Raw genomic sequence first — 18,490 nt, 5'->3', positions numbered from 1 at the left:
CCCATGGGCATGACCATGATCGAGAATCTGCTGGCCCGCAAGGCCGGGGTGCCAAGGGTCCGGCCCGGGGACCTCGTGACCGTCGACGTCGACATGTGCGTCCTGATCGATCTGCAGTTCGCCACACTGTGGCAGCAGCCCCGGCGCATCCACGATCCCCGCAAGGTCGCGGTCGTCATGGACCACGCCGTACCGGCGCCGTCGCTCAAGGACGCCGCGGGCGGTCCGAAGGCGCGGAAGTTCGTGGCGGACTTCGGGATCGAGCACTTCTACGATGTCGGCCGGCACGGCATCTGCCACCAGGTCATCGCCGAGAACGGGCTGGCCCGCCCCGGGGAGGTGCTCGCCTGCACCGACTCGCACACCTGCGCGGGCGGCGCATACAACACCGCTGCTCGCGGACTCGGCCCGGCCGAGGTGTATTCCATCCTGTGCACCGGCGCCACCTGGTTCGAACTCGCCCCCACGGTGCGTTACGAACTCACCGGCGCGCTTCCGCCGGAGGTCAGCGGCAAGGACGTCTTCCTCTTTCTCGCCGACACCTACGGTGACGCCACCAACCAGAATCTCGAATTCGGCGGGCCGGGCCTGCCGACGGTCCCGCTCAACGACCGGCGCACGATCGCCACCCAGGCCGCCGAAATCTCCGCCGACTTCGCCACTTTCGGTGTCGACGAGCTGCTACGCGAGTTTCTCGCCGCGCGCGGGGTGACGGATTTCATTGCCGCCGAGGCGGATTCGGACGCCGAATACGCCGACATCCGCACGATCGACCTGTCGGGCCTCGAACCGTACGTCGCCCGCCCGGGCACGGTGAGCCGCAACGGGGTGCCGGTCTCGCAGGTCGAGCCCCGGCGCATCGACCAGGCGTTCATCGGGTCCTGCGCCAACGGCCAGCTCGAAGATCTCCGCATCGCCGCGCGGATCCTGCGCGGCCGCACCGTCGCCCCCGGCGTCCGGCTGCTGGTCACGCCCGCCTCCCAGCAGGTCTACCGGGACGCCATGCGACTGGGATACCTGCAGGACATCGCCGACGCCGGTGGGGTGGTGACCAATTCGACCTGCGGCGCCTGCTTCGGCTACCACATGGGCGTGGTCGGGCCCGGCGAGGTCTGCCTGACCTCGAGCACCCGCAACTTCACCGGCCGCATGGGCAGCACCGAGGCCGAGATCTACATGGCCGCACCCGCCACCGTCGCGGCCTCCGCCATCACCGGCTACATCACCGACCCCCGGAGCGTCACCGCATGAGCACCACCATCACCGGCCGCGTCTGGGTCTTCGGCGACTCCCTCGACACCGACGCGATGTACCCGGCCTTCGCCATGAAACTCGAGCTGCCCGAGGCCGCCCGGCACATCTTCTACCAGGTACGGCCCGGCTGGACCGATCTCGTCGTCCCCGGCGACATCGTCATCGCCGGAACGAATTTCGGCGTCGGCTCCTCCCGTCCGGTCGCCGCCCTCTTCCAGCGGCTGGGCGTCGCCGCCGTGGTCGCGGAGAGTTTCAACTCGCTGTTCTTCCGCAACGCTGTGAATGCGGGGCTGCCCGCGCTCACCGCATCCGGAATCACCGAGCACTTCCAGGACGGCCAGACCGGCACTGTCGATCTCGCGACGGGAACGTACAGAAACGAGTCCACCGGGATCAGTGGCCTGGGCCGCCCCTTGCCGCCGTTGCTGCTGGACATCATCAGTAGCGGAGGGATTCTCGCGTGCCTGGCCGAGCAGGGCTTCCTGTCGTGACCGCAACCGACCCCACAGAATCGGACCAGCCATGGCAATTCGTTTGATCGGGAGACTCCTGCGTCCGGTGCGAGCCGGAATCGGCCGCACCGCGTGGTTCGATCCGGCCGTCCAGCATGCACCCGAAACCCTGACGGTGGGCCGTGCCGCCTTCGCTGACGGCGGGGACATTCCGCGTCTGCACGCGGGAACAGGCTTGGGAGACAACGTATCCCCACCACTGCACTGGTCGGGTGTGCCCGTCGAGGCCGTCGAACTGGTCCTCATCATCGAGGACCCCGACGCTCCTCTGCGCCGTCCGGTTGTGCACGGCGTGTTCGCCGGAATCGATCCGCGCATCGCCGGCGTCCAGGAGGGAGCGCTCGGCTCGAATTGCGGTGAGACGAGCAGCAGCATCAGGGTGGGCACCGGGACGTTCGGCCGCCGGGGCTACGCCGGTCCACGCCCCGTCCCCGGTCACGGACCGCACCGCTACGTCTTCCAGCTCGTGGCGCTCGACGAGCCGAGCGGATTGACCGATGGCGCAACGTTGCCCACCGTGCTCGCTGCCGTCACCGGGCATGTGATCGCCCGTGGCAGACTCACCGGCCGCTATGAACGGCCCTGACACACGAACCATCGGGAGAGACGGGGTCGGCCGGCAGCGGAATCGGCAGGTGGCAAATAATTAGCTATGACGTCCCCTTCGATGGGAGGAGAGCGCATGGAACGCCTGAACAACCCGCCCACAGGGAAGGGCCGGACTGCTACCGCGCACTTCCCGCAACCCTGACCAGCATCGGTACCGAGCGAAGGAGTCTCATGCGAGCGACCTACATGTACGGTGCCGGTGATGTCCGCGTCATCGACGTTCCCGATCCCGTGGTTCAACACCCCACCGACGCCCTGGTCCGCGTCGTCCGCAGCTGCGTGTGCGGTTCCGATCTGCACCCGTACCACAACATGCCCGTCTCGGAGCAGGGCGAATCGATGGGCCACGAGTTCGTCGGCGTCGTCGAGGACGTCGGAAGCGAGGTCCGCACGGTCGGGAAGGGTGATTTCGTGATTGCCCCCTTCGCCTGGTCGGACGGCACCTGTGATTTCTGCCGTGAGGGACTGCAAACCTCTTGCCGCCATGGCGGTTTCTGGAACGCGGGCGATGTGCGCGGTGGCCAGGCCGAGGCCGTGCGGGTGCCGCTCGCCGACGGCACCCTCGTCCCGGTACCGGTCGAGGAGAAATCGCCGCTGGTCCCGTCGCTGCTGACGCTGTCGGACGTGTACGGCACCGGCTACCACGCGGCCGTGAAGGCCCGGGTCACCGCGGACACCACGGTCACCGTGATCGGTGACGGTGCGGTCGGCCTCCTGGGCGTCCTGTCCGCGCGGCAGCTGGGCGCACCCCGGATCATCCTCATGGGCCGCCACAAGGAGCGCACCGATCTGGGACGCGAATTCGGCGCCACCGACGTGGTCGCCGAACGCGGCGCCGAGGGTGTCGCCGCGGTGCGCGAATTGACCCGGGGCGACGGCACCCACGTCGTCATCGAAGCGGTCGGCCACATGCCCGCCTACGAACAGGCCCTGGGCGTGGTCCGCCCGGGCGGCGTGATCAGCCGCGTGGGCCTTCCTCAATACAACAACGCCCCGGTCGGCTGGGACCTCTTCGGCCCCAACATCACTCTCACCGGCGGCCCCGCACCCGCCCGCGCCTACATCGAAACCCTGCTCCCGGCGGTGCTCGACGGCACCGTCGACCCCGGCAGGGTCTTCGATACCGAACTCCCCCTCGATGACGCCCCCGACGCCTACCGTGCCATGGACGACCGTCGCTCCCTGAAGGTCCTCCTCCGTGCCTGACCCGATCCCTCCACTCAGTCGGGAGCGGTCGCGGGCGCTGGCCCTGCGGTGGAGCAAAAACCGCCCGCCCGCCCGACTTCGACGGCCACACTGCACACATTCGAGGACAAGCTGCGGGCGGCGCTGAACACGCCGGGCCGCGCGCTTCACCGCCCGCCGCACGCCTCGTCGGGCGGGAGACGGTGGCGTGTCGGAGACAGTGCCCCGCGACGCCATCGAGCGGTTGGCCAGGATGTGATCGGTGCACCTCGGCCAAGGTCAGCGGCCGATCGACACGACCCACAGCCGTGCACCGACCGGTCCTAACCGGCGATTTCGACACTCCCGGACGGTCCGCACGCGCCGAGGGCGGCTGGCGATCAGGTGGGCCCGTCACTACGGTGGGGCGGGCAATCGGAAGCCCGGAAGCGGGGGTGTGTGGATGCCGTTGTCGACGGCCGAACAGGTGCTGGCCACGAATCAGGATGCGCCGCAACGGCGCTCGATTCCGCTGGTCGTGGTGTGGCTGGTAGCGGTGCTGGGTGGACTGGCCGGGTGGTACTACCTCGGTCAGCTGCTGGCCGCGCCCCGCGCGATGCTGCACCTGGTCGATCTCGGCGTGTATCAGATCGCGGCAGACCGTGTGGTGCACGATGTTTCGGTGTACGACACCCCGTTGCGGGGGCACACGCGCGGAGTGTGGGAGTTCGTGTACACCCCGTTCGCGGCACTGATGTTCGTGCCGCTGGCGTGGCTGCACGGGTCGGTCTTCACCTGGGCCGGGGGACTCGCGAATTTCGCGATGCTCACCGGATCTGTTTGGGCGGCACTGTCGGTGCTCGGTTATCGGCGCGACCGCCGCATGCTGATCGTGGGTCCCGCTGCCGCCGCTCTGCTGCTGTTGTGCGAGCCGATCCGGGAGACCGAGGCCTTCGGGCAGGTCAATATCCTGCTGCTGCTCCTGGTGCTGGCCGATATGGCGCTGCCCGATTCCTCCCGCTGCAAGGGCGTGCTGACCGGTATCGCGGCCGGCATCAAGCTGACCCCGGCGTTCTTCATCGTCTACCTACTGGTGACTCGCCGATTCCGGGCGGCCGCCACCGCCACCGGCGCGCTGGTAGCCACCATGGTGATCGGCCTGGCCGTGCTGCCGAAGGATTCGCTGGCGTTCTGGAGCGGCGCCTTCGCCGACCCTGCCCGGGTCGGTGTCCCCGAGAATCCGCAGAACGAATCTCTGCGCGGCATGCTCGCCCGTACCCTGGGCGCGGCCGGCAGCATCCAATTGCTGTGGGCCGCAGCCGCTCTCGCCATCGCGGTGGTCTGCCTGATCCTGGCCCGCCGTCTCTCGGTCACCGGCCGTGAACTTCCCGCCGTGGTGCTGTGTGGTCTGACCAGCACGGTCGTCTCCCCGTACAGCTGGATCCACCACTGGGTCTGGCTGGCTCCCCTGCTCATCTACCTGGCCGACCTCGCCCTGCGCCACCGCTCCCTGCCGACCGTGGCCGGTCTGCTCGTCGTCTTCCTCGCCTGCTCGGGCGGTGTCTTCGAGCTGCTGGACCTGCACTACGGCAGTGTTTTCGACCTCCCGAGCCGCGGCCCCTTCGCCGTCCTGGACCACAACGCCTACATCTGGCTCACCCTCGCCCTCTTCGCCGCCACCGCTGTGCTGACACGGCGCGGTTCCGCGCCTGTCCGCCCCGTCCTCACACCCGGTACCGGGCGACGAAGCGCCGCAGAATCTCCTGCGGCACCGTGATGTGCTCGCGGTGCCCGAGTTCGGTCAGGGAGTCGGCCTCGCTCGGGTCGAAATAGCCTTCGTGCCGGTAGATTTCGATGCGCAGCGCCAGGCCCCGGCCGTCGAGTTCGGGGTGGAACTGGGTGGCGTAGACGTTCTCCCCGACCCGCACCGCCTGTACCGGGCAGACGGCCGAACTCGCGAGTAGCACCGCACCCGGGGGAACGTCCTGGCAGGACTCCTTGTGCCCGACGAAGGCCCGGAACGTCTCCGGAAGTCCGTTCAGCAGCGGGTCTTTCGCCGCGTTCTCGGTGAGTTCGATGGTCGTCGCGCCGGGGGTCTCGCCGTAGCGCTCGGTGCCGACCGGCCCGCCCAGCACGTCGGCGAGCATGCTCAACCCGTAGCACGCGCCCAGGTACGGCATGTCACGGCGCACGATCTCGATGAGCAGCTTCTTCAGCTCGGGTTCGAAGACCCGCTGATAGTCGTACTTCTTGGCCTCGGGGTAGCTGAGGTTGCTCGGCCCGCCGCCGACGATCACCGCCCAGTGGTCCTCGAGCTCGAGATCGGGCATGCCGCGATTCATCTCGACCCGCACCACGTCCGCGGCCGCGAGCCCGCCCGCGTCGAGGATCGCTTCGTATTCCTGGTCGGAGGCCGCTTGCTCGGGTCGCAGCTGCAGCAGCAGGCAAGACTTGGGCATGTCCACATTGTGGGCGGTCGATCCGCTGCGGTTGGGGGCTATCCGGGGATTGACCTCGAGTGCGCTCGAGGTTGCAGGGTGGAACCATGACTCGACCGGTAGAAATCTGGAACACCGTCTACGACGAGGACACCGCGCCCTGGGTGATCGGCGAACCACAACCCGCCATCGCGGCACTGGAACGCGCCGGTGAGATCCGCGGCCGCGTCCTCGAGCCGGGCTGCGGTGCGGGCGAGCACACCATCCTGCTCACCCGCCTCGGCTACGACGTGCTGGGCGTCGACTTCTCCCCCAGCGCAATCGAATACGCCCGCGCGAATGCCGCCGCCCAGGGCGTTCCGGCCGTCCGCTTCGAGGTCGCCGATGCCCTGGCCCTCGGTGCCAATGCCGACTTCGCGGGCGATCCTCCGGGCTCCGCGCCCGCCTTCGACACCGTGGTCGACAGCGCCCTGTTCCACGTCTTCGGCACCGAACCCGAGGCCCGCGCCGCCTACGTCCGCAGCCTGCACGCCGTCTGCAAGCCCGGCGGCGTCGTCCACCTTCTGGCGCTCTCCGACGCCGAACCCGGCTTCGGCCCCCGCATCAGCGACGCCGTGATCCGGGAAGCCTTCGGCGCGGGCTGGGAACTGGAGAGCCTGGAACCCACCCGCTACCGTGGCCGGGTCACCGCCACCGTCGCCGATCAGGCGGTGGGACTCGAGGTGTCCCCCGCGGGCCTGGTGGATGTCGCGGCTTGGATGGCACGCATCCGGAGGCTCTGATACAGTTCGCCTACCTCATCAGAAAATTCTTCCGAAAAACAGAGTACGTGTAACCCAGGGTTACACGTACTTTTGTTTTCAACCCTGCCGCTGCTTTCAGCCCCGATGCACCCGGTCGCTCACCAGCGCCCGCAGCGCCGGATCCTCCTCGCCCACGTGCAGTGACCGAATCCGTTGCACCGCAAGCGCGTCCGTCCCCGTGACCCGCTGGCTCAGGCGCTCGTGCTCCACCCACGACGGGCTCATGAAGGTCTCGACGTGGCGGTCCGGGTCGACCGGATCGGAGTACATCGCCCAGTGCATGGCCCCGTCACGGCGGCGGGAACGCCGCAGGTCGGGAATAGCGGCATGGAAGTCGGCCAGGTGCTCGGCGGGGATGCGGTACTCGACGGTGAGCATGATCGGGCCGTCGTCGGGGGCCAGCGACAGCGGCACGTACGGTTCCAGCACGTGCGCGGCCTGGACATCGATCTGCTCGGCGGCCACGAGCCGGAACCACAGGCCCAGCACCGTCTGCGCAGCGAGTGCCACCCCGGCCGCGGTGAGTGCCGTGGGCAGTCCCGCGGTGCCGGCCACCGCACCCCAGCCGGCCGCGCTCACCGCGAAGCCGAGCTGGAACACCAGCTGGAACACCGCCAGTCCGCGACCGCGAATCCAGCTGGGCAGCACCGATTGTGCCGCGATATTGAGCGTCGACATCACACCCATGCCCGCCATGCCGGCGAGGAACAGTACCGGTAGCGCGGGCGGGAAGGCGGTCAGCTGCGCGACCGTCAGCAGGCAGGCGGCGTAGAGCAGACTGCAGGCCAGCGCGATCCGATCGGGGGAATGGCGGTGCCGGATGCGCGGCAGCACCAATGCGCCGCACACGCCACCGACCCCGAGTACACCGAGCAGCAGACCGTACGTGGTCGCCGTCTGATGCAGACGCACGCGGGTCACCACGGCCAGCAGGGACGGCAGCGCACCGTAGCAGAGCACGAAGGCGGCGGCGCGAACCAACACCGCGCGCAGTTCGGGCGCATTGGCCACATAGCGCAGGCCGGTGCGGATGGCCGTGGTGAGATGCTCGGGCGGCAGTGCCGTCGCGGTGGGCCGGCGTCGCCAGATATACACCACCGCAAGCACTCCCAGGAACGACGCGGCATTGAGCAGGAAGACGCCACCGGATCCGACCGCGGCCACCAGCACGCCGCCGATGGCCGGTCCGATCGCCTGCGAGGCCGTCATCGCCACCGAGTTGAGGCTGATCGCGGCGGGCAACTGCGCGGCGGGCACCAGCTCGGGGGTGATCGAGCTGAAGGCCGGCATGCCGAGCGTCGCGCCGGTGCCCAACAGCAGCGTCGCGGTCAGCAGCAGCGCCGGATTCACGCTGTGCGACAGCGTGAGTGCGCCGAGCAGCGCCGCCACCACCAGCTGCCACGCCTGGGTGAACAGGATCAGGCGGCGGCGGTCGAGGATGTCGGCGAGCGCGCCCGCGGGCAGGGCCAGCACAAAACTGGGCAGGGCATTGGCGGTGGACAGCAATGCCACCAGCGCGGCCGATCCGGTCAGCGTGGTCATCAGCCAGGAGGCGCTGACCAGGTGCATCCAGGATCCGACGTTGGAGGCGATCGAGGCGATCCACAGGGCGCGAAAAGTATTGATGCGCAAGGGTGTCCACGGTGAGGTCGCCGAGGGTGTGCTCATCCGTCAGAGGGTACGGATCCGTCCTGGCATCGGCGCATCCGTTCGCGACGGGCCGAACGGGTGGGGCCGGAACCCGGCCGCCGCTCCCGCGGTGGGGGCCTCCGACAGCGCCCGGCGACATCGAGTTGACGCTCCCGACGGTCTAGTGATCGCGGTGTGCCATCAGCTGGGCGAGGGCGGTGAGGTCGTCGGAGGCCAGATCGCCGGGCAGGGCCGCGAACGCGGCGTCCAGGGCAGCGGCCGCGCGGTGCAGGGTGCGCTGGCGGCCGCCCGCCTGCTCGATCAGGTCCGCCGCCCGGGCCGCGCGGGCCGCGGTCATGGGATGGCGGGCGTGGTAGAGGCGGGCCAGTTCGCGGCCGGCCGCGGTATCCGATTCCAGGGCGCACACCACCGGGAAGGACTGTTTGCGGTGAATCAGGTCGCTGTGCGCCGGTTTTCCGGTGATCTCCGGATCGCCCCAGATGTCGATGAAGTCGTCGACGAGCTGGAACACGAGCCCGATCTCGGTGCCGAAGGTGTGCATGGCCGACACCACGCGGTGGTCGGCCCCGGCACACAGCGCGCCCAGTGCGCAGGCGCAGCCGAGTAGCGCGCCGGTCTTCCCGGCGGCCATGGCCAGATACTCGTCGACGCTGACGGCAGGCCGGGTTTCGAAGGCACAGTCCGCGTACTGGCCCCGGCACAGCGTGACCGTGGCATTGGCCAGCCGGATGACGGCCTCGGCGGTGACGGTCTCGGGCGCGCCGTCACACAGCACGCCGAGCGCGACCGCCTGCAACGCGTCGCCGAGCAGCGTCGCATTGGTCTCGCCCCAGATGCGCCAGACCGTCGGCCGGCCGTGCCGGAACGGATCGGTGTCCATGAGGTCGTCGTGGACGAGCGAGAAGTTGTGCAGCAGTTCGACGGCCGCGGCGGCGTGCACCGACTCCGCGACCGCGCCGCCGCAGGCCGCGGCCGCCGCGAAGGTGAGGGCCGGGCGCAGCGCCTTACCCTGCGCGCCGGTGACCGTCTGTCCCTCGGGATCACACCACCCGAAGTGGTACCCGGCCATCACATCCAGGGGTTCGGCCAGCGCGCCGACCGCCGAGCGCAGCACCGGATCGATGGCGACCCGGGCCTCGGACAGGCGTCTGCGAGCTCTCCGCTCGGTATCCACGTCGAGCGGGAGGGATAGGGATTCGGGTGCGCGGGCGCAGGTTTCGTCACGGTCGGCCAGGGCGGCCGCGGCCGGGCGGGACAGGCCCCACCGGCGTTTGCCCTCGGCGTGCTGTCCTACGGTGAATCGGATCGGTTTCGACGCTCGCATAATCGGCCCCGCTCGCTCGGACACGGTCGCCGCAGCCACCCGATGGCGGCTGGGCAGCCATGCTCGGAAGAAGCTCATGGTCCCATCACAGTCTGAAACCTGAGGGTTGCCTATGGATTTCATTTCGGCAACGCCGGAAGGTTTCCTGCTTCAGGTCAGTGGCAGGCCGTGCTCGAGCGCCTCCGCGGGTGCGCTCGTGTAGCGGGCCGCCTGATAGTGGTAGTCGTGGTTGGCGCGCACATAGACGGTGTAATTATGGGCGGTGACCAGGGCGTCCGCGCGCTCGCGACCGGTGAGGCCGGCATCGTCGAGCTCGGTCGGCAGGCGTTGCACCGCCTCGATCATGTGCTCGATGCATTCGGAGAGCATGCCGTTGACCAGTTGCCGGGCCTGAGCTCTGTTGTGCCCGTGGTGATACTGCGCGAGCAGTACCGAGTTGTAGAGGTAGCCGGAGGCCTCGTCCGAGGCAACCGACAGCACATCGTTGAACAGGCCCATGTGTTCGACGGCCGCCACCCGCAGGCTGCGCATGGCGGGCAGGTGGCGGACGGCGGCGGACAGGTCCACATCCTCGGCGCGTTCGCTGATATCGAGAAACACGAACAGCGCCACGCCGTCTCGCCGATGTGCGCGGTAGGTGTCGAGGTCGGGCAGATTGCCCGATAGCCGGCCGACGCTCTCGGTGTAATAGGTCCACAGCCAGTCGTGGATCTCCCGGCGCACGCTCCGCCGCCAGGCCGGCGACCGGCCATGGCACAGCCGCGGCCACAACTCGGCCAAGGCGACCGCCAGCACGCCGGAAGGTGTTGTCGTACCGTCCAGTACGGCCTCGATGGCGGTAATGGCCTCCAGACACCGGCGCGGATCGGGAATTTCGATGTCGAACTGATCGTCCACGATGAAAGCCCATGCGGTGTACTGACTCAGCAGCGTGAGTTCGTCGGCGTCCGCGCTCGGACACCAGAGGGCGTACATGCGCGCCGGGCGGGTGCGTTCCATGCGCCGCCGGGTGGGCTCGGTGGGAACCAGCCCGTAGGCCTCCAGCCAGGACCACATCCCCGCTTCGGCTTCCGGCTCCGCGGGATTCACCCCCGCGGATGCGAACGGCATGAAGAACTCGATCGCTTCCATACGAAACTACCTATCCCCCAAGCACTTTACCGACGACACCGTAACGATAACGGCATTTCGTACGTTTGAGCTCGCATTTGAAATCTCACTCAGTAGGATTTTGCGGGCTTGACTGTCGTCAGTCGGGCAGCCGGATCAGGCGTTGCGCACCGTCGAAGAGGGTCCGCTCGGCCACCCGGGTGGCCGCGAGCGCGGCCAGGGTCGTGGCCGCGAGCAGCATGTACATCACGACGATCTGATAGCGGATGGCCGTCAGCGGATCCACGCCCGCCAGAATCAAACCCGTCATCGCGCCCGGCAGGCTGATCAGACCGACCACCTTGGTCGAGTCGATGGCCGGGATCAGCGCGGTGCGCAGCGCCGAACGCTGATTCGGCAGGAACGACTGGTACGCCGAAAGACCCAGTGCCAGCCGCGCTTCCACGGCATCGCGGGCCCGGCGCGCGTCCTCGACCAGGCGGCGCAGAGCGATTCCGGTCGACTGCATCGCCGACGACACGATCATGCCGCCCACCGGCACCACCACCCGCGCCTGGGTGGAAATGATGCCGAGCGCGATCAGCGCGCCCAGAGTGATGGACGCGCCGAACGCCACGCCGACGGTCGCCGAGCGCGTCGCGTGCGGCAGCCCCGCCCCGCGTCGCCCGGCCACCTGCCCGGCGATGACGATCATCAGGACCACCCAGCCCAGCGCGCCCGGCAATCCGGTGTGGCGGAACAGGATCAGCAGAATCGCGCCCACCGCGACGAGCTGCATCCCGGCCCGGGCCGCCGCGATCAGCAGTTCGCGGGTCAGATGCAGCTGCTGTCGGTAGGCGATGGCCGCCGCCAGCGCGACCAGGACCAGCGACGCGCCGACGCCCGTCCAGTCGGGCACCGAAAGTCCCGGGGTCATGGCTGATTCCCCGTTTCCGCACCGCGCGTGAGCCGCCCGGCGGCCAGCGTCCACACCTCGTCCGCCGCCTCCGCCACGAATCCCGGATCATGGCTGACCAGCACCACGCTGCCGCCGGTCGCCACATGCGCCCGGATCAACGCGCCGATCGCCACCGCCGACGCCCCGTCCAGCGCCGAAGTCGGCTCGTCGAGCAGCAGCACGCGCGGCTCCACCGCCAGCGCCCGCGCCAGGCAAACCCGTTGTGCCTCACCCCCGGACAGCTCGGCGCAGCGGCGCGCCGCGAACCCGTCGGGCAAGCCGACCGCCCCGAGTAATTCGCCCACCCGCTCGGAATCGACGGCCCGCCCCACGCACACCTCCTCGGCGACCGTGTCGGTGAGCAACACCGGGCGCTGCGGCACCAACCCCACCTGCCGCCGCAGCGCCAGTACATCCAGGTCGGCCACCGGGATCCCGTCCAGCAGCACCCGGCCGCTGTCGGGTTCGCCGAACCGATTCAGCAGCCGCAGCAGGGTCGTCTTGCCCGCCCCGCTCGGTCCGACCACGGCCGTGCACCGCCCTGCCGCGAAGGTGGCATCGACCTCGACGAGTACCGAGGTCGATCCGTGGCCGAGACTGACCCGGTCCAAGACAATGCTGGGCACCGCCTCACCCTGCCCCACTCCGGATCGGCGACGGAGCGCGGGGTCGCCTACTCGTCGGAAGCCGCGGGCAGCCCGGCGATCCGACGCAGCCCCTCGGCGAGTTCCGCTCCGGTGGGGGCGGTTTCGGGGTCGATGAGCGCCTGCGCCGCGAGCCCCACCAGCAGCGCCTGATAGAACGCGCCGACAGTCCGGCCGGTGTCGCCCGCGCCGGTGCCGCCGAAGAGCCGGGCCAGCCCCGACCGCGACTCGTCGGTCTGCTCGGCCAGCTGGGCCCGGGTCTCGGGATGGGAGAGCGCGTCGAAGGTCGCTCCCCACAGCCCGCGGTGCGCGGTGATGGACTCGCGGACCGCGTCCCAGCGAGAGGCGAAGTGCCGCAGCGGATCCGGGCCCGGGTCGGCCGCGTCGCCCAGCGTGTTCGCGAGTTCGTCGCCCCACTCCCGGGTGGCTTCGACGAGGGCGGCGGTGAGCAGTGCCTCCTTGGTCCCGAAGTGGTAGCCGATGGCGGCCATGCTCACCCCCGACGCGGCGGCGATATCGCGCACGGTGGTGCGGGCATAGCCCTTGTCGAACAGGCACTGCCGCGCGCCGGCGAGCAGATCCTCACGATTTCCCATGCCGGCCAGACTAGCGCATGCGCATGAGACGAATGTCTTGCGCAATTGCCCAAATCGGTTCTATGGTCGAGACATGCAGCAGACGAGCACCAAGAACGTCCTCATCTCCGGCGCCAGCATCGCGGGGCCCGCCCTCGCGTTCTGGCTGCGGCGCTACGGATTCACACCCACGATCGTCGAGAATTCCCCCACCCCGCGGCCGGGCGGGCAGGCCATCGACGTCCTCGGCACCGCCACCGAGGTGGTCCGGCGGATGGGCCTGCTCGAGCAGGTCCACGCCCGCAGCACCGGCAAGCGCGGCACCTCCTATGTCGACGCCGCCGGGAAGGCCCGCGCCGGCATCTCCGCCGAGATCTTCAATGGCGTCGGGGCCAACGGCGACACCGAGATTCAGCGCGGCGATCTGGCCGAGGTGCTGTACGAGGCGACCCGGGACAGCGTGGAATACCTGTTCGGCGACTCCATCGCGGCGCTGCGCGAGGACGAGGACGGCGTCCACGTGACCTTCGAGCATGCCGCCCCGCGCACCTTCGACCTGGTCATCGGCGCGGACGGCGTCCATTCCCACACGCGCGCGCTGGCTTTCGGCCCGGAGTCCGGCTTCCTGCACCACATGGGGTACTACATCGCGATCTATACGACCCCGAACCTGCTGGACCTCGACCACTGGGAACTGGACTACAACACTCCCGGCAAGATCGCGGGCAGCTACAGCGCCCGCCACAACACCGAGGCCAAAGCCATCTTCGCGTGGGCCTCCGAGCCTCTGGACTACGACTACCGCGACACCGCGGCCCAGCGCCGCATCCTCGCTGAAACCTTCGCGGGCCAGGGCTGGGAGGTGCCGCGCCTGCTCGCCGAACTGCCGGACGCCGCGGACTTCTACTTCGACGCCATGGCGCAGATCCGCATGGATGCCTGGTCGACCGGCCGCATCGCCCTGGTCGGCGACGCCGGCTATTGCGCGTCCCCGCTCTCGGGACAGGGCGCCAACCTCTCCCTCGTCGGCGCCTATGTGCTGGCCGGGGAATTGTCCGCCGCCGCAGGCGATCACCGTGTGGCCTTCGCCGCCTACGAGCGCGAGATGCGACCCATGGTCGACACCTGCCAGCGCTTCGCCGCGGGCGTCGGCGGCTGGTACGCCCCGAACTCCAAGGCCATGATCGCCTTCCGCAACCTGAACGTCCGCCTGCTCCCCTACCTGCCCTGGCGCGGCCTCATCGGCGGCGCGCCGCAAAAGGTGGCCCGGACCATCGCGGCCAAGGACTACCGGATCGGCGAAAAAGCGGTCTGACCTGATGAGGGACCGGTCTGAGCGAGATCTATTGCATCCCAGCATCTTTCGGAAAAGATGGAACCCATTCTGCGATGTAGACGGATCGGGCCGTTGATCATTTGGGTACCCGATTCCAGGATTGCTCCAAATTTCGTCGGCTTCAGCTCCTCCAGGAATCGAAAGTCTTCGGGATCAGTGGAAGTCGATGTCCTACCGATGGCGGGACAAGCTTGCCGAAGTGGCTGGGTTCGAGATCGGACGCTCGGCCAACGACGAACCCGGATAGACCAGTAGTGCCTGATTGCCGCAGAACTGCCAAATCCTGCCCGCTCAACGCCACCGCGCCATGAGCCGTCGTCTCCCGCGAGAAATGTCCCGTTCCGAACCGGATAATCCGACAGGAATGGGGCAATTAGGATTCTGAATTATGTTGCGGTAGTGCATGTCTGGTCTGGGTTTGGATCCGCGACCTGTAAGATCGGTCGCCTGTGCGCCACTAGAATCCGACAGAAGGACATCATGCGGACAATCGCGCCCGTGTTCCTCATCCTCGCGGCCACCACCCTCACCATCTGTGCGGCACCCTACGCAGTAGCGGACACCCAGTGCCACGCAGGGTTCTGCGACGCCCCCACCATCGACCTGCTGCCGCCCAGCATCGCACCGCACCCCCGGGTCGACGCGGACATCGTGCCGGACTACGGTTTCCGGGACAGTGGCTCAGGAATTCGGTAGACGCAAAACAACGCCCCAGTCCCACGAACGTGGGTCTGGGGCGTTCATCGTCTTACACGCTGTTGATCCGGTCGGCGAGCCGCTGGCAGTAGCCGTCGCGGACGTAGGCCACGGTGTGCTGGAACGGGTACCCGGCCGTGTCGGTGGCGGCCGCGGCGTACGGGTCCCACGTGCGGACCGGATGCAGCGCGTCGCCGAAGGAGGCGGGTTGCCGGCGATGCCAGCGGATCCGGTCGGCGAGATCGGATGGCCAGCCGCCGATCTCTGCGAGCCCGAACGCCGACACCACATCAGCCAGACCACGCAGCGGGGAGCCGGGCAGGCAGGAGGTGATCACGTCGGCGGGGTTCACGCACTCGAAATGCGGCTGCGTCGGCGTCACCGCCATCTGCCCGTTGATCCCGAACCCGGACGGGGCCGGGGTCGATCGAATCCCCTTCGCGACGCAGCGGGTTCGCGACGCACGCGGTGAACGCGATCTCACACTCGGAGTACTGACCAGCGGCCGTTGGCCTCGACGGTTCCCATTCGCCTGCAATATCTTTCGGAAACGGCAAGATCAACGTCCGCCTCGCCGTACGCTGGCCCACCGTCCCTGAACAGTTATCGGCACCACTCGGAGGCACCATGCTGTCCCTGCAGGAGATTTCGGACCGCCTGGAAATAGAGGACCTCATGGTCCGCTATTCCCACGCCGTGGACACCCACCAATGGGAGCTGCTGGACGAAATCTTCACCCCCGACGCGCACATCGACTACACCGCCATGGGCGGCCCGGCCGGTGACGTGGAATCCACCAAGAAGTTCCTCGCCACCGTCATGCCGAATTTCTCCGCCTTCCAGCACATGATCAGTAACTCCTCCATCCGCGTGGAGGGCGATAACGCCACCGCCCGCACCATGTGCCACAACCCCATGCTGGTCACCGCCGCCGACGGCACGCGGCAGCTCATGATGTGCGGGCTCTGGTATCACGACACCTTCGTGCGCGTGGACGGCGAATGGCGCATCAAGCAGCGGGTGGAGGAGAAGAGCTACATGTTCATCGCCCCCGACGCGGTCCCGGGCACCTGAGTCCCGCGGGGGTCACTCCCCCTTCAGCAGCTCGATGAGCGGCGCGAACCGGTCCATGTTGTGCTCGAGCACGGTGATGTAGTTGAACCCGAAGCGTTCCCGGCGTTCGCGCAGGGTCTCGGCCATCTGCGCGGCGGTGCCGACCAGCAGCACGGGCAGGTCCTCGAGCGCGCCGGTGTAGCCGAAGGGCAGGTGCTCGGTGAGGTAGGCGACCGCGGCCTCGCGGTCGGCCGGTGCGGCGATGCCCTGCACGAGCAGGTTGAATTCGACGGCGTCGGCGCGGTTTCCGAGCAGTCCGCGCACATAGTCCGTCTTCTTCGCGGTCGAGTCGGCGTCCGCGAGCGTGAGCAGCCCGCTGTCGGCCGAGCTCGCGCCGGTGAAGGCGACGATGTCGGCGTACTCGGCGGCCAGCCGCAGCGCCCGCTCACCCCAGCCGGCCACGAGCAGCGGCGGCCCGGAAGGCTGCGCCGGACGCGGCTGATACTCCGGATCGGCGTAGAGGCGGCGCAGCGTCGTGACCGTCTCCTCGAGGTGCGCGACGCGGCGGCCCGCCGACGGGAACGGCATTCCGGCCGCCTCGAATTCGGCGCGCACGTACCCGGCCCCCAACCCCAGCTCGAACCGCCCTCCGGTGAGCTGATCCAGCCCGGCTACGTCCCGGGCCAGCAGAACCGGGTTGTAGAAGGGCGTATTGAGCACGAAAGTGTTCAGCCGCGGCCGTTCGGTGACATCCGCGGCCAGCATGAGCGCCGGGAACGGCGCGGGCAGCCCGAGATGGTCGGGCACTCCGATGACGTCGTAGCCGAGTCCCTCGGCGCGACGGCACTTCTCGATCCATTCCGGTCGGGATGCGGGGGTCAGCAGGTTCACGCCGAAGCGGAAAGGGAGGACCATGACTTCTTGTCTACCAGTGGAATCCGGAACCGTTCGAGGGCGCGGAAGCGGGGCGGCGAAGGCTGCGAAGCCGCCCGGAACGAATTAGCGCACGGACTGCGGCGAATGCGGCCCGCGCGATGCGACCGCGCGCCATCATGGGATATCGCTCGGTCCGGTCGCACCGCGAGGAGTTTGCGCCATGACACAGCTACCAGCCGCTTCGCGCCAGCGTGCGGAGTTGGAGAAGGCATGGGTGCGGTGGACCACGGCCTCCTCGGGCCGCCCGCCCGGCACCGAGGTGGTGCTGCGCAACGAGGTGGCGGAGTCGTGGGCGCGGTCGCTGCGCACGGTGGATCCGACGCGCGCGGTGGCGCCCGGAACCGATCGGGACGAATTGGGTTCGCGCTGGGCCGAATCGCCGTTGCGCACGCCCATCACCGAGATGGCCGGTGAACTGCGGGCGCTGTCGGAGGATTCGGGCATGGTCGCGGTGGTCACCGACGACACGGGGACCGTGCTCTTCAGCTGTGGCGACCGATCGGTCCGGCGGCGGGCGGAATCGGTCAATCTCGCGCCCGGCGGCTGCTGGGACGAGCCGTACATGGGCACCAGCGGTGTCGCGCTGTCGCTGCACAGCGGCCGCCCCACCTCGGTCTGGGCCGCCGAGCATCTGGTGGAGGCGCTGCACGGCTGGGTCTGTTACTGTGCGCCCATCCGCGCCGCCGACGGTCGTCAGCTCGGCGTGCTGGATTTGTCGACGTATTGGGATCGCTCACATCCGCTCATCCTCACAACGGTCCGAGCCCTGGTGACAGCCATCGAAGCCCGAGTACATGCCGAACAGTCCCGCCCCGCCGGTGATACCCGGCTGGAGTCGCTGGGGGTGCCGCGCCTCTACAAGCAGGGCAAGCAGATGGCGATGCGGCCCCGGCAGCTGGAGATCCTGACCCTGCTCGCCCTGGAGCCCGAGGGCTTCACGCCGGAACGCTTGCACGAGGCCGTCTATGGCGACCGGTCGGTGTCCTCCAGCACCCTCAAGGCCGACGTCTCCCGCCTGCGCGCCGCCACCGACGGCCGCATCGCCGACCGCCGCTACATGCTCACCGAACCCCTCGCCTGTGACGCGGTCGAGCTGCTCGCCGCCCTCGAAGCGGGCGACCTGACCACCGCCGTCCGCCTGTATCGCGGTCCGCTGCTGCCTGATTCGGACGTTCCGGGCATCGTGCAGTGGCGCGAACACCTCGACGTCTGCCTGCGCACCGCCGTGCTCGCCGACCACAACCCCGAGCACGCCCTGCGTTTCGGCCAGCGCTGCCCGGACGACATCGAGATCCACGAGCACGTGCTGCACCTGCTCCCGCACGGCGACAGCCGCCGCGCCCTGGCGACCGCACGCCTGCACACCGCCTTGCGCGCGTAATCGATTACCGCAGTGCGTGCGCAGGTGCACGCCGTGCCACGAATATGCCGATGTTGTCCGGAATGTCC

19 protein-coding genes are annotated in these 18,490 nt (G+C 68.8%); 10 read left to right on the top strand and 9 right to left on the bottom strand.

From position 1 onward, the window contains the following. Nucleotides 1–3 precede the first annotated feature (3 nt). The 5 genes from ACFXKA_RS23105 (at nucleotide 4) to ACFXKA_RS23085 (ending at nucleotide 5,316) form a co-directional block, all read left to right on the top strand. Nucleotides 4–1,251: an aconitase/3-isopropylmalate dehydratase large subunit family protein gene (locus ACFXKA_RS23105; RefSeq protein ID WP_379428835.1), complete on the top strand. Its 1,248-nt coding sequence runs from the start codon at nucleotides 4–6 to the stop codon at nucleotides 1,249–1,251. An 8-nt stretch (nucleotides 1,252–1,259) separates the two neighbouring features. Continuing rightward, on the top strand, nucleotides 1,260–1,745 hold the full coding sequence (locus ACFXKA_RS23100) for a 3-isopropylmalate dehydratase (RefSeq protein ID WP_379428945.1): 486 nt from the start codon (nucleotides 1,260–1,262) through the stop codon (nucleotides 1,743–1,745). Between the two features lie 31 nt (nucleotides 1,746–1,776). After that, nucleotides 1,777–2,352 carry a YbhB/YbcL family Raf kinase inhibitor-like protein gene (locus ACFXKA_RS23095; RefSeq protein ID WP_379428834.1) on the top strand — a complete coding sequence of 192 codons (576 nt, stop codon included), beginning with the start codon at nucleotides 1,777–1,779 and terminating at the stop codon, nucleotides 2,350–2,352. Nucleotides 2,353–2,546: 194 nt separating this feature from the next. Continuing rightward, nucleotides 2,547–3,581 carry a zinc-dependent alcohol dehydrogenase family protein gene (locus tag ACFXKA_RS23090; protein WP_379428833.1) on the top strand — a complete coding sequence of 345 codons (1,035 nt, stop codon included), beginning with the start codon at nucleotides 2,547–2,549 and terminating at the stop codon, nucleotides 3,579–3,581. A gap of 421 nt (nucleotides 3,582–4,002) precedes the next feature. Next, nucleotides 4,003–5,316: a glycosyltransferase 87 family protein gene (locus tag ACFXKA_RS23085; RefSeq protein ID WP_379428832.1), complete on the top strand. Its 1,314-nt coding sequence runs from the start codon at nucleotides 4,003–4,005 to the stop codon at nucleotides 5,314–5,316. Here ACFXKA_RS23085 and ACFXKA_RS23080 read toward each other — a convergent pair. Continuing rightward, nucleotides 5,264–5,998 carry a glutamine amidotransferase gene (locus ACFXKA_RS23080; protein ID WP_379428831.1) on the bottom strand — a complete coding sequence of 245 codons (735 nt, stop codon included), beginning with the start codon at nucleotides 5,996–5,998 and terminating at the stop codon, nucleotides 5,264–5,266. The two genes, ACFXKA_RS23085 and ACFXKA_RS23080, sit on opposite strands and share 53 nt — an antisense overlap. Before the next feature lie 86 nt (nucleotides 5,999–6,084). Here ACFXKA_RS23080 and ACFXKA_RS23075 point away from each other — a divergent pair, with 86 nt between their 5' ends. After that, nucleotides 6,085–6,759 carry a class I SAM-dependent methyltransferase gene (locus ACFXKA_RS23075; RefSeq protein WP_379428830.1) on the top strand — a complete coding sequence of 225 codons (675 nt, stop codon included), beginning with the start codon at nucleotides 6,085–6,087 and terminating at the stop codon, nucleotides 6,757–6,759. Nucleotides 6,760–6,855: 96 nt separating this feature from the next. On the opposite strand, the gene ACFXKA_RS23070 is transcribed toward ACFXKA_RS23075, so the two are convergent. The 6 genes from ACFXKA_RS23070 to ACFXKA_RS23045 all read right to left on the bottom strand — a co-directional run bounded on the left by ACFXKA_RS23070 (nucleotide 6,856) and on the right by ACFXKA_RS23045 (nucleotide 13,041). After that, complete coding sequence (locus ACFXKA_RS23070; protein ID WP_379428829.1) at nucleotides 6,856–8,448, bottom strand: MFS transporter; 1,593 nt, start codon at nucleotides 8,446–8,448, stop codon at nucleotides 6,856–6,858. 142 nt (nucleotides 8,449–8,590) lie between these two features. Further along, on the bottom strand, nucleotides 8,591–9,754 hold the full coding sequence (locus tag ACFXKA_RS23065; RefSeq protein ID WP_379428828.1) for a polyprenyl synthetase family protein: 1,164 nt from the start codon (nucleotides 9,752–9,754) through the stop codon (nucleotides 8,591–8,593). A gap of 150 nt (nucleotides 9,755–9,904) precedes the next feature. Continuing rightward, on the bottom strand, nucleotides 9,905–10,885 hold the full coding sequence (locus tag ACFXKA_RS23060) for a hypothetical protein (RefSeq protein WP_379428827.1): 981 nt from the start codon (nucleotides 10,883–10,885) through the stop codon (nucleotides 9,905–9,907). A 118-nt stretch (nucleotides 10,886–11,003) separates the two neighbouring features. Beyond that, a complete protein-coding gene (locus ACFXKA_RS23055) occupies nucleotides 11,004–11,780 on the bottom strand; it encodes an ABC transporter permease (RefSeq protein ID WP_379428826.1) in 777 nt (258 codons plus the stop codon). Next, nucleotides 11,777–12,427 (bottom strand): ATP-binding cassette domain-containing protein, encoded by a 651-nt coding sequence (locus ACFXKA_RS23050; RefSeq protein ID WP_379428825.1) that lies wholly within the window; start codon nucleotides 12,425–12,427, stop codon nucleotides 11,777–11,779. Before ACFXKA_RS23050 ends, ACFXKA_RS23055 begins: the two co-directional genes overlap by 4 nt. 47 nt (nucleotides 12,428–12,474) lie before the next feature. After that, nucleotides 12,475–13,041, bottom strand: a complete 567-nt coding sequence (locus tag ACFXKA_RS23045) for a TetR/AcrR family transcriptional regulator (RefSeq protein WP_379428824.1) — start codon at nucleotides 13,039–13,041, stop codon at nucleotides 12,475–12,477. A 73-nt stretch (nucleotides 13,042–13,114) separates the two neighbouring features. On the opposite strand from ACFXKA_RS23045, the gene ACFXKA_RS23040 reads away from it, so the two are divergent. Both ACFXKA_RS23040 and ACFXKA_RS23035 read left to right on the top strand, forming a co-directional pair. After that, a complete protein-coding gene (locus ACFXKA_RS23040) occupies nucleotides 13,115–14,335 on the top strand; it encodes an FAD-dependent monooxygenase (protein ID WP_379428823.1) in 1,221 nt (406 codons plus the stop codon). Nucleotides 14,336–14,836: 501 nt separating this feature from the next. After that, nucleotides 14,837–15,052 carry a hypothetical protein gene (locus ACFXKA_RS23035; RefSeq protein ID WP_354832654.1) on the top strand — a complete coding sequence of 72 codons (216 nt, stop codon included), beginning with the start codon at nucleotides 14,837–14,839 and terminating at the stop codon, nucleotides 15,050–15,052. 52 nt (nucleotides 15,053–15,104) lie between these two features. Here the strand turns inward: ACFXKA_RS23035 and ACFXKA_RS23030 are convergent, their stop codons facing one another. Next, nucleotides 15,105–15,440 (bottom strand): hypothetical protein, encoded by a 336-nt coding sequence (locus ACFXKA_RS23030; protein WP_379428821.1) that lies wholly within the window; start codon nucleotides 15,438–15,440, stop codon nucleotides 15,105–15,107. Nucleotides 15,441–15,679: 239 nt separating this feature from the next. Here ACFXKA_RS23030 and ACFXKA_RS23025 point away from each other — a divergent pair, with 239 nt between their 5' ends. Further along, nucleotides 15,680–16,126, top strand: a complete 447-nt coding sequence (locus tag ACFXKA_RS23025; protein WP_379428820.1) for a nuclear transport factor 2 family protein — start codon at nucleotides 15,680–15,682, stop codon at nucleotides 16,124–16,126. A 12-nt stretch (nucleotides 16,127–16,138) separates the two neighbouring features. Here ACFXKA_RS23025 and ACFXKA_RS23020 read toward each other — a convergent pair whose 3' ends face one another. Beyond that, entirely contained in the window at nucleotides 16,139–17,020 is an 882-nt protein-coding gene (locus ACFXKA_RS23020; RefSeq protein WP_379428819.1) for an LLM class F420-dependent oxidoreductase, read from the bottom strand. Between the two features lie 181 nt (nucleotides 17,021–17,201). Here ACFXKA_RS23020 and ACFXKA_RS23015 point away from each other — a divergent pair, with 181 nt between their 5' ends. After that, nucleotides 17,202–18,422, top strand: coding sequence for a transcriptional regulator (locus ACFXKA_RS23015; protein WP_379428818.1), 1,221 nt, complete (start codon nucleotides 17,202–17,204; stop codon nucleotides 18,420–18,422). The last annotated feature ends 68 nt before the right edge of the window (nucleotides 18,423–18,490 follow it).

It is taken from the genome of Nocardia sp. NPDC059228 (assembly GCF_042754245.1).
In the GTDB taxonomy this organism is placed as follows: Bacteria; Actinomycetota; Actinomycetes; order Mycobacteriales; family Mycobacteriaceae; genus Nocardia.
The sequence above is the reverse complement of the archived record's forward strand: the minus strand, read 5'-3'. Positions and strand labels throughout refer to the sequence as shown.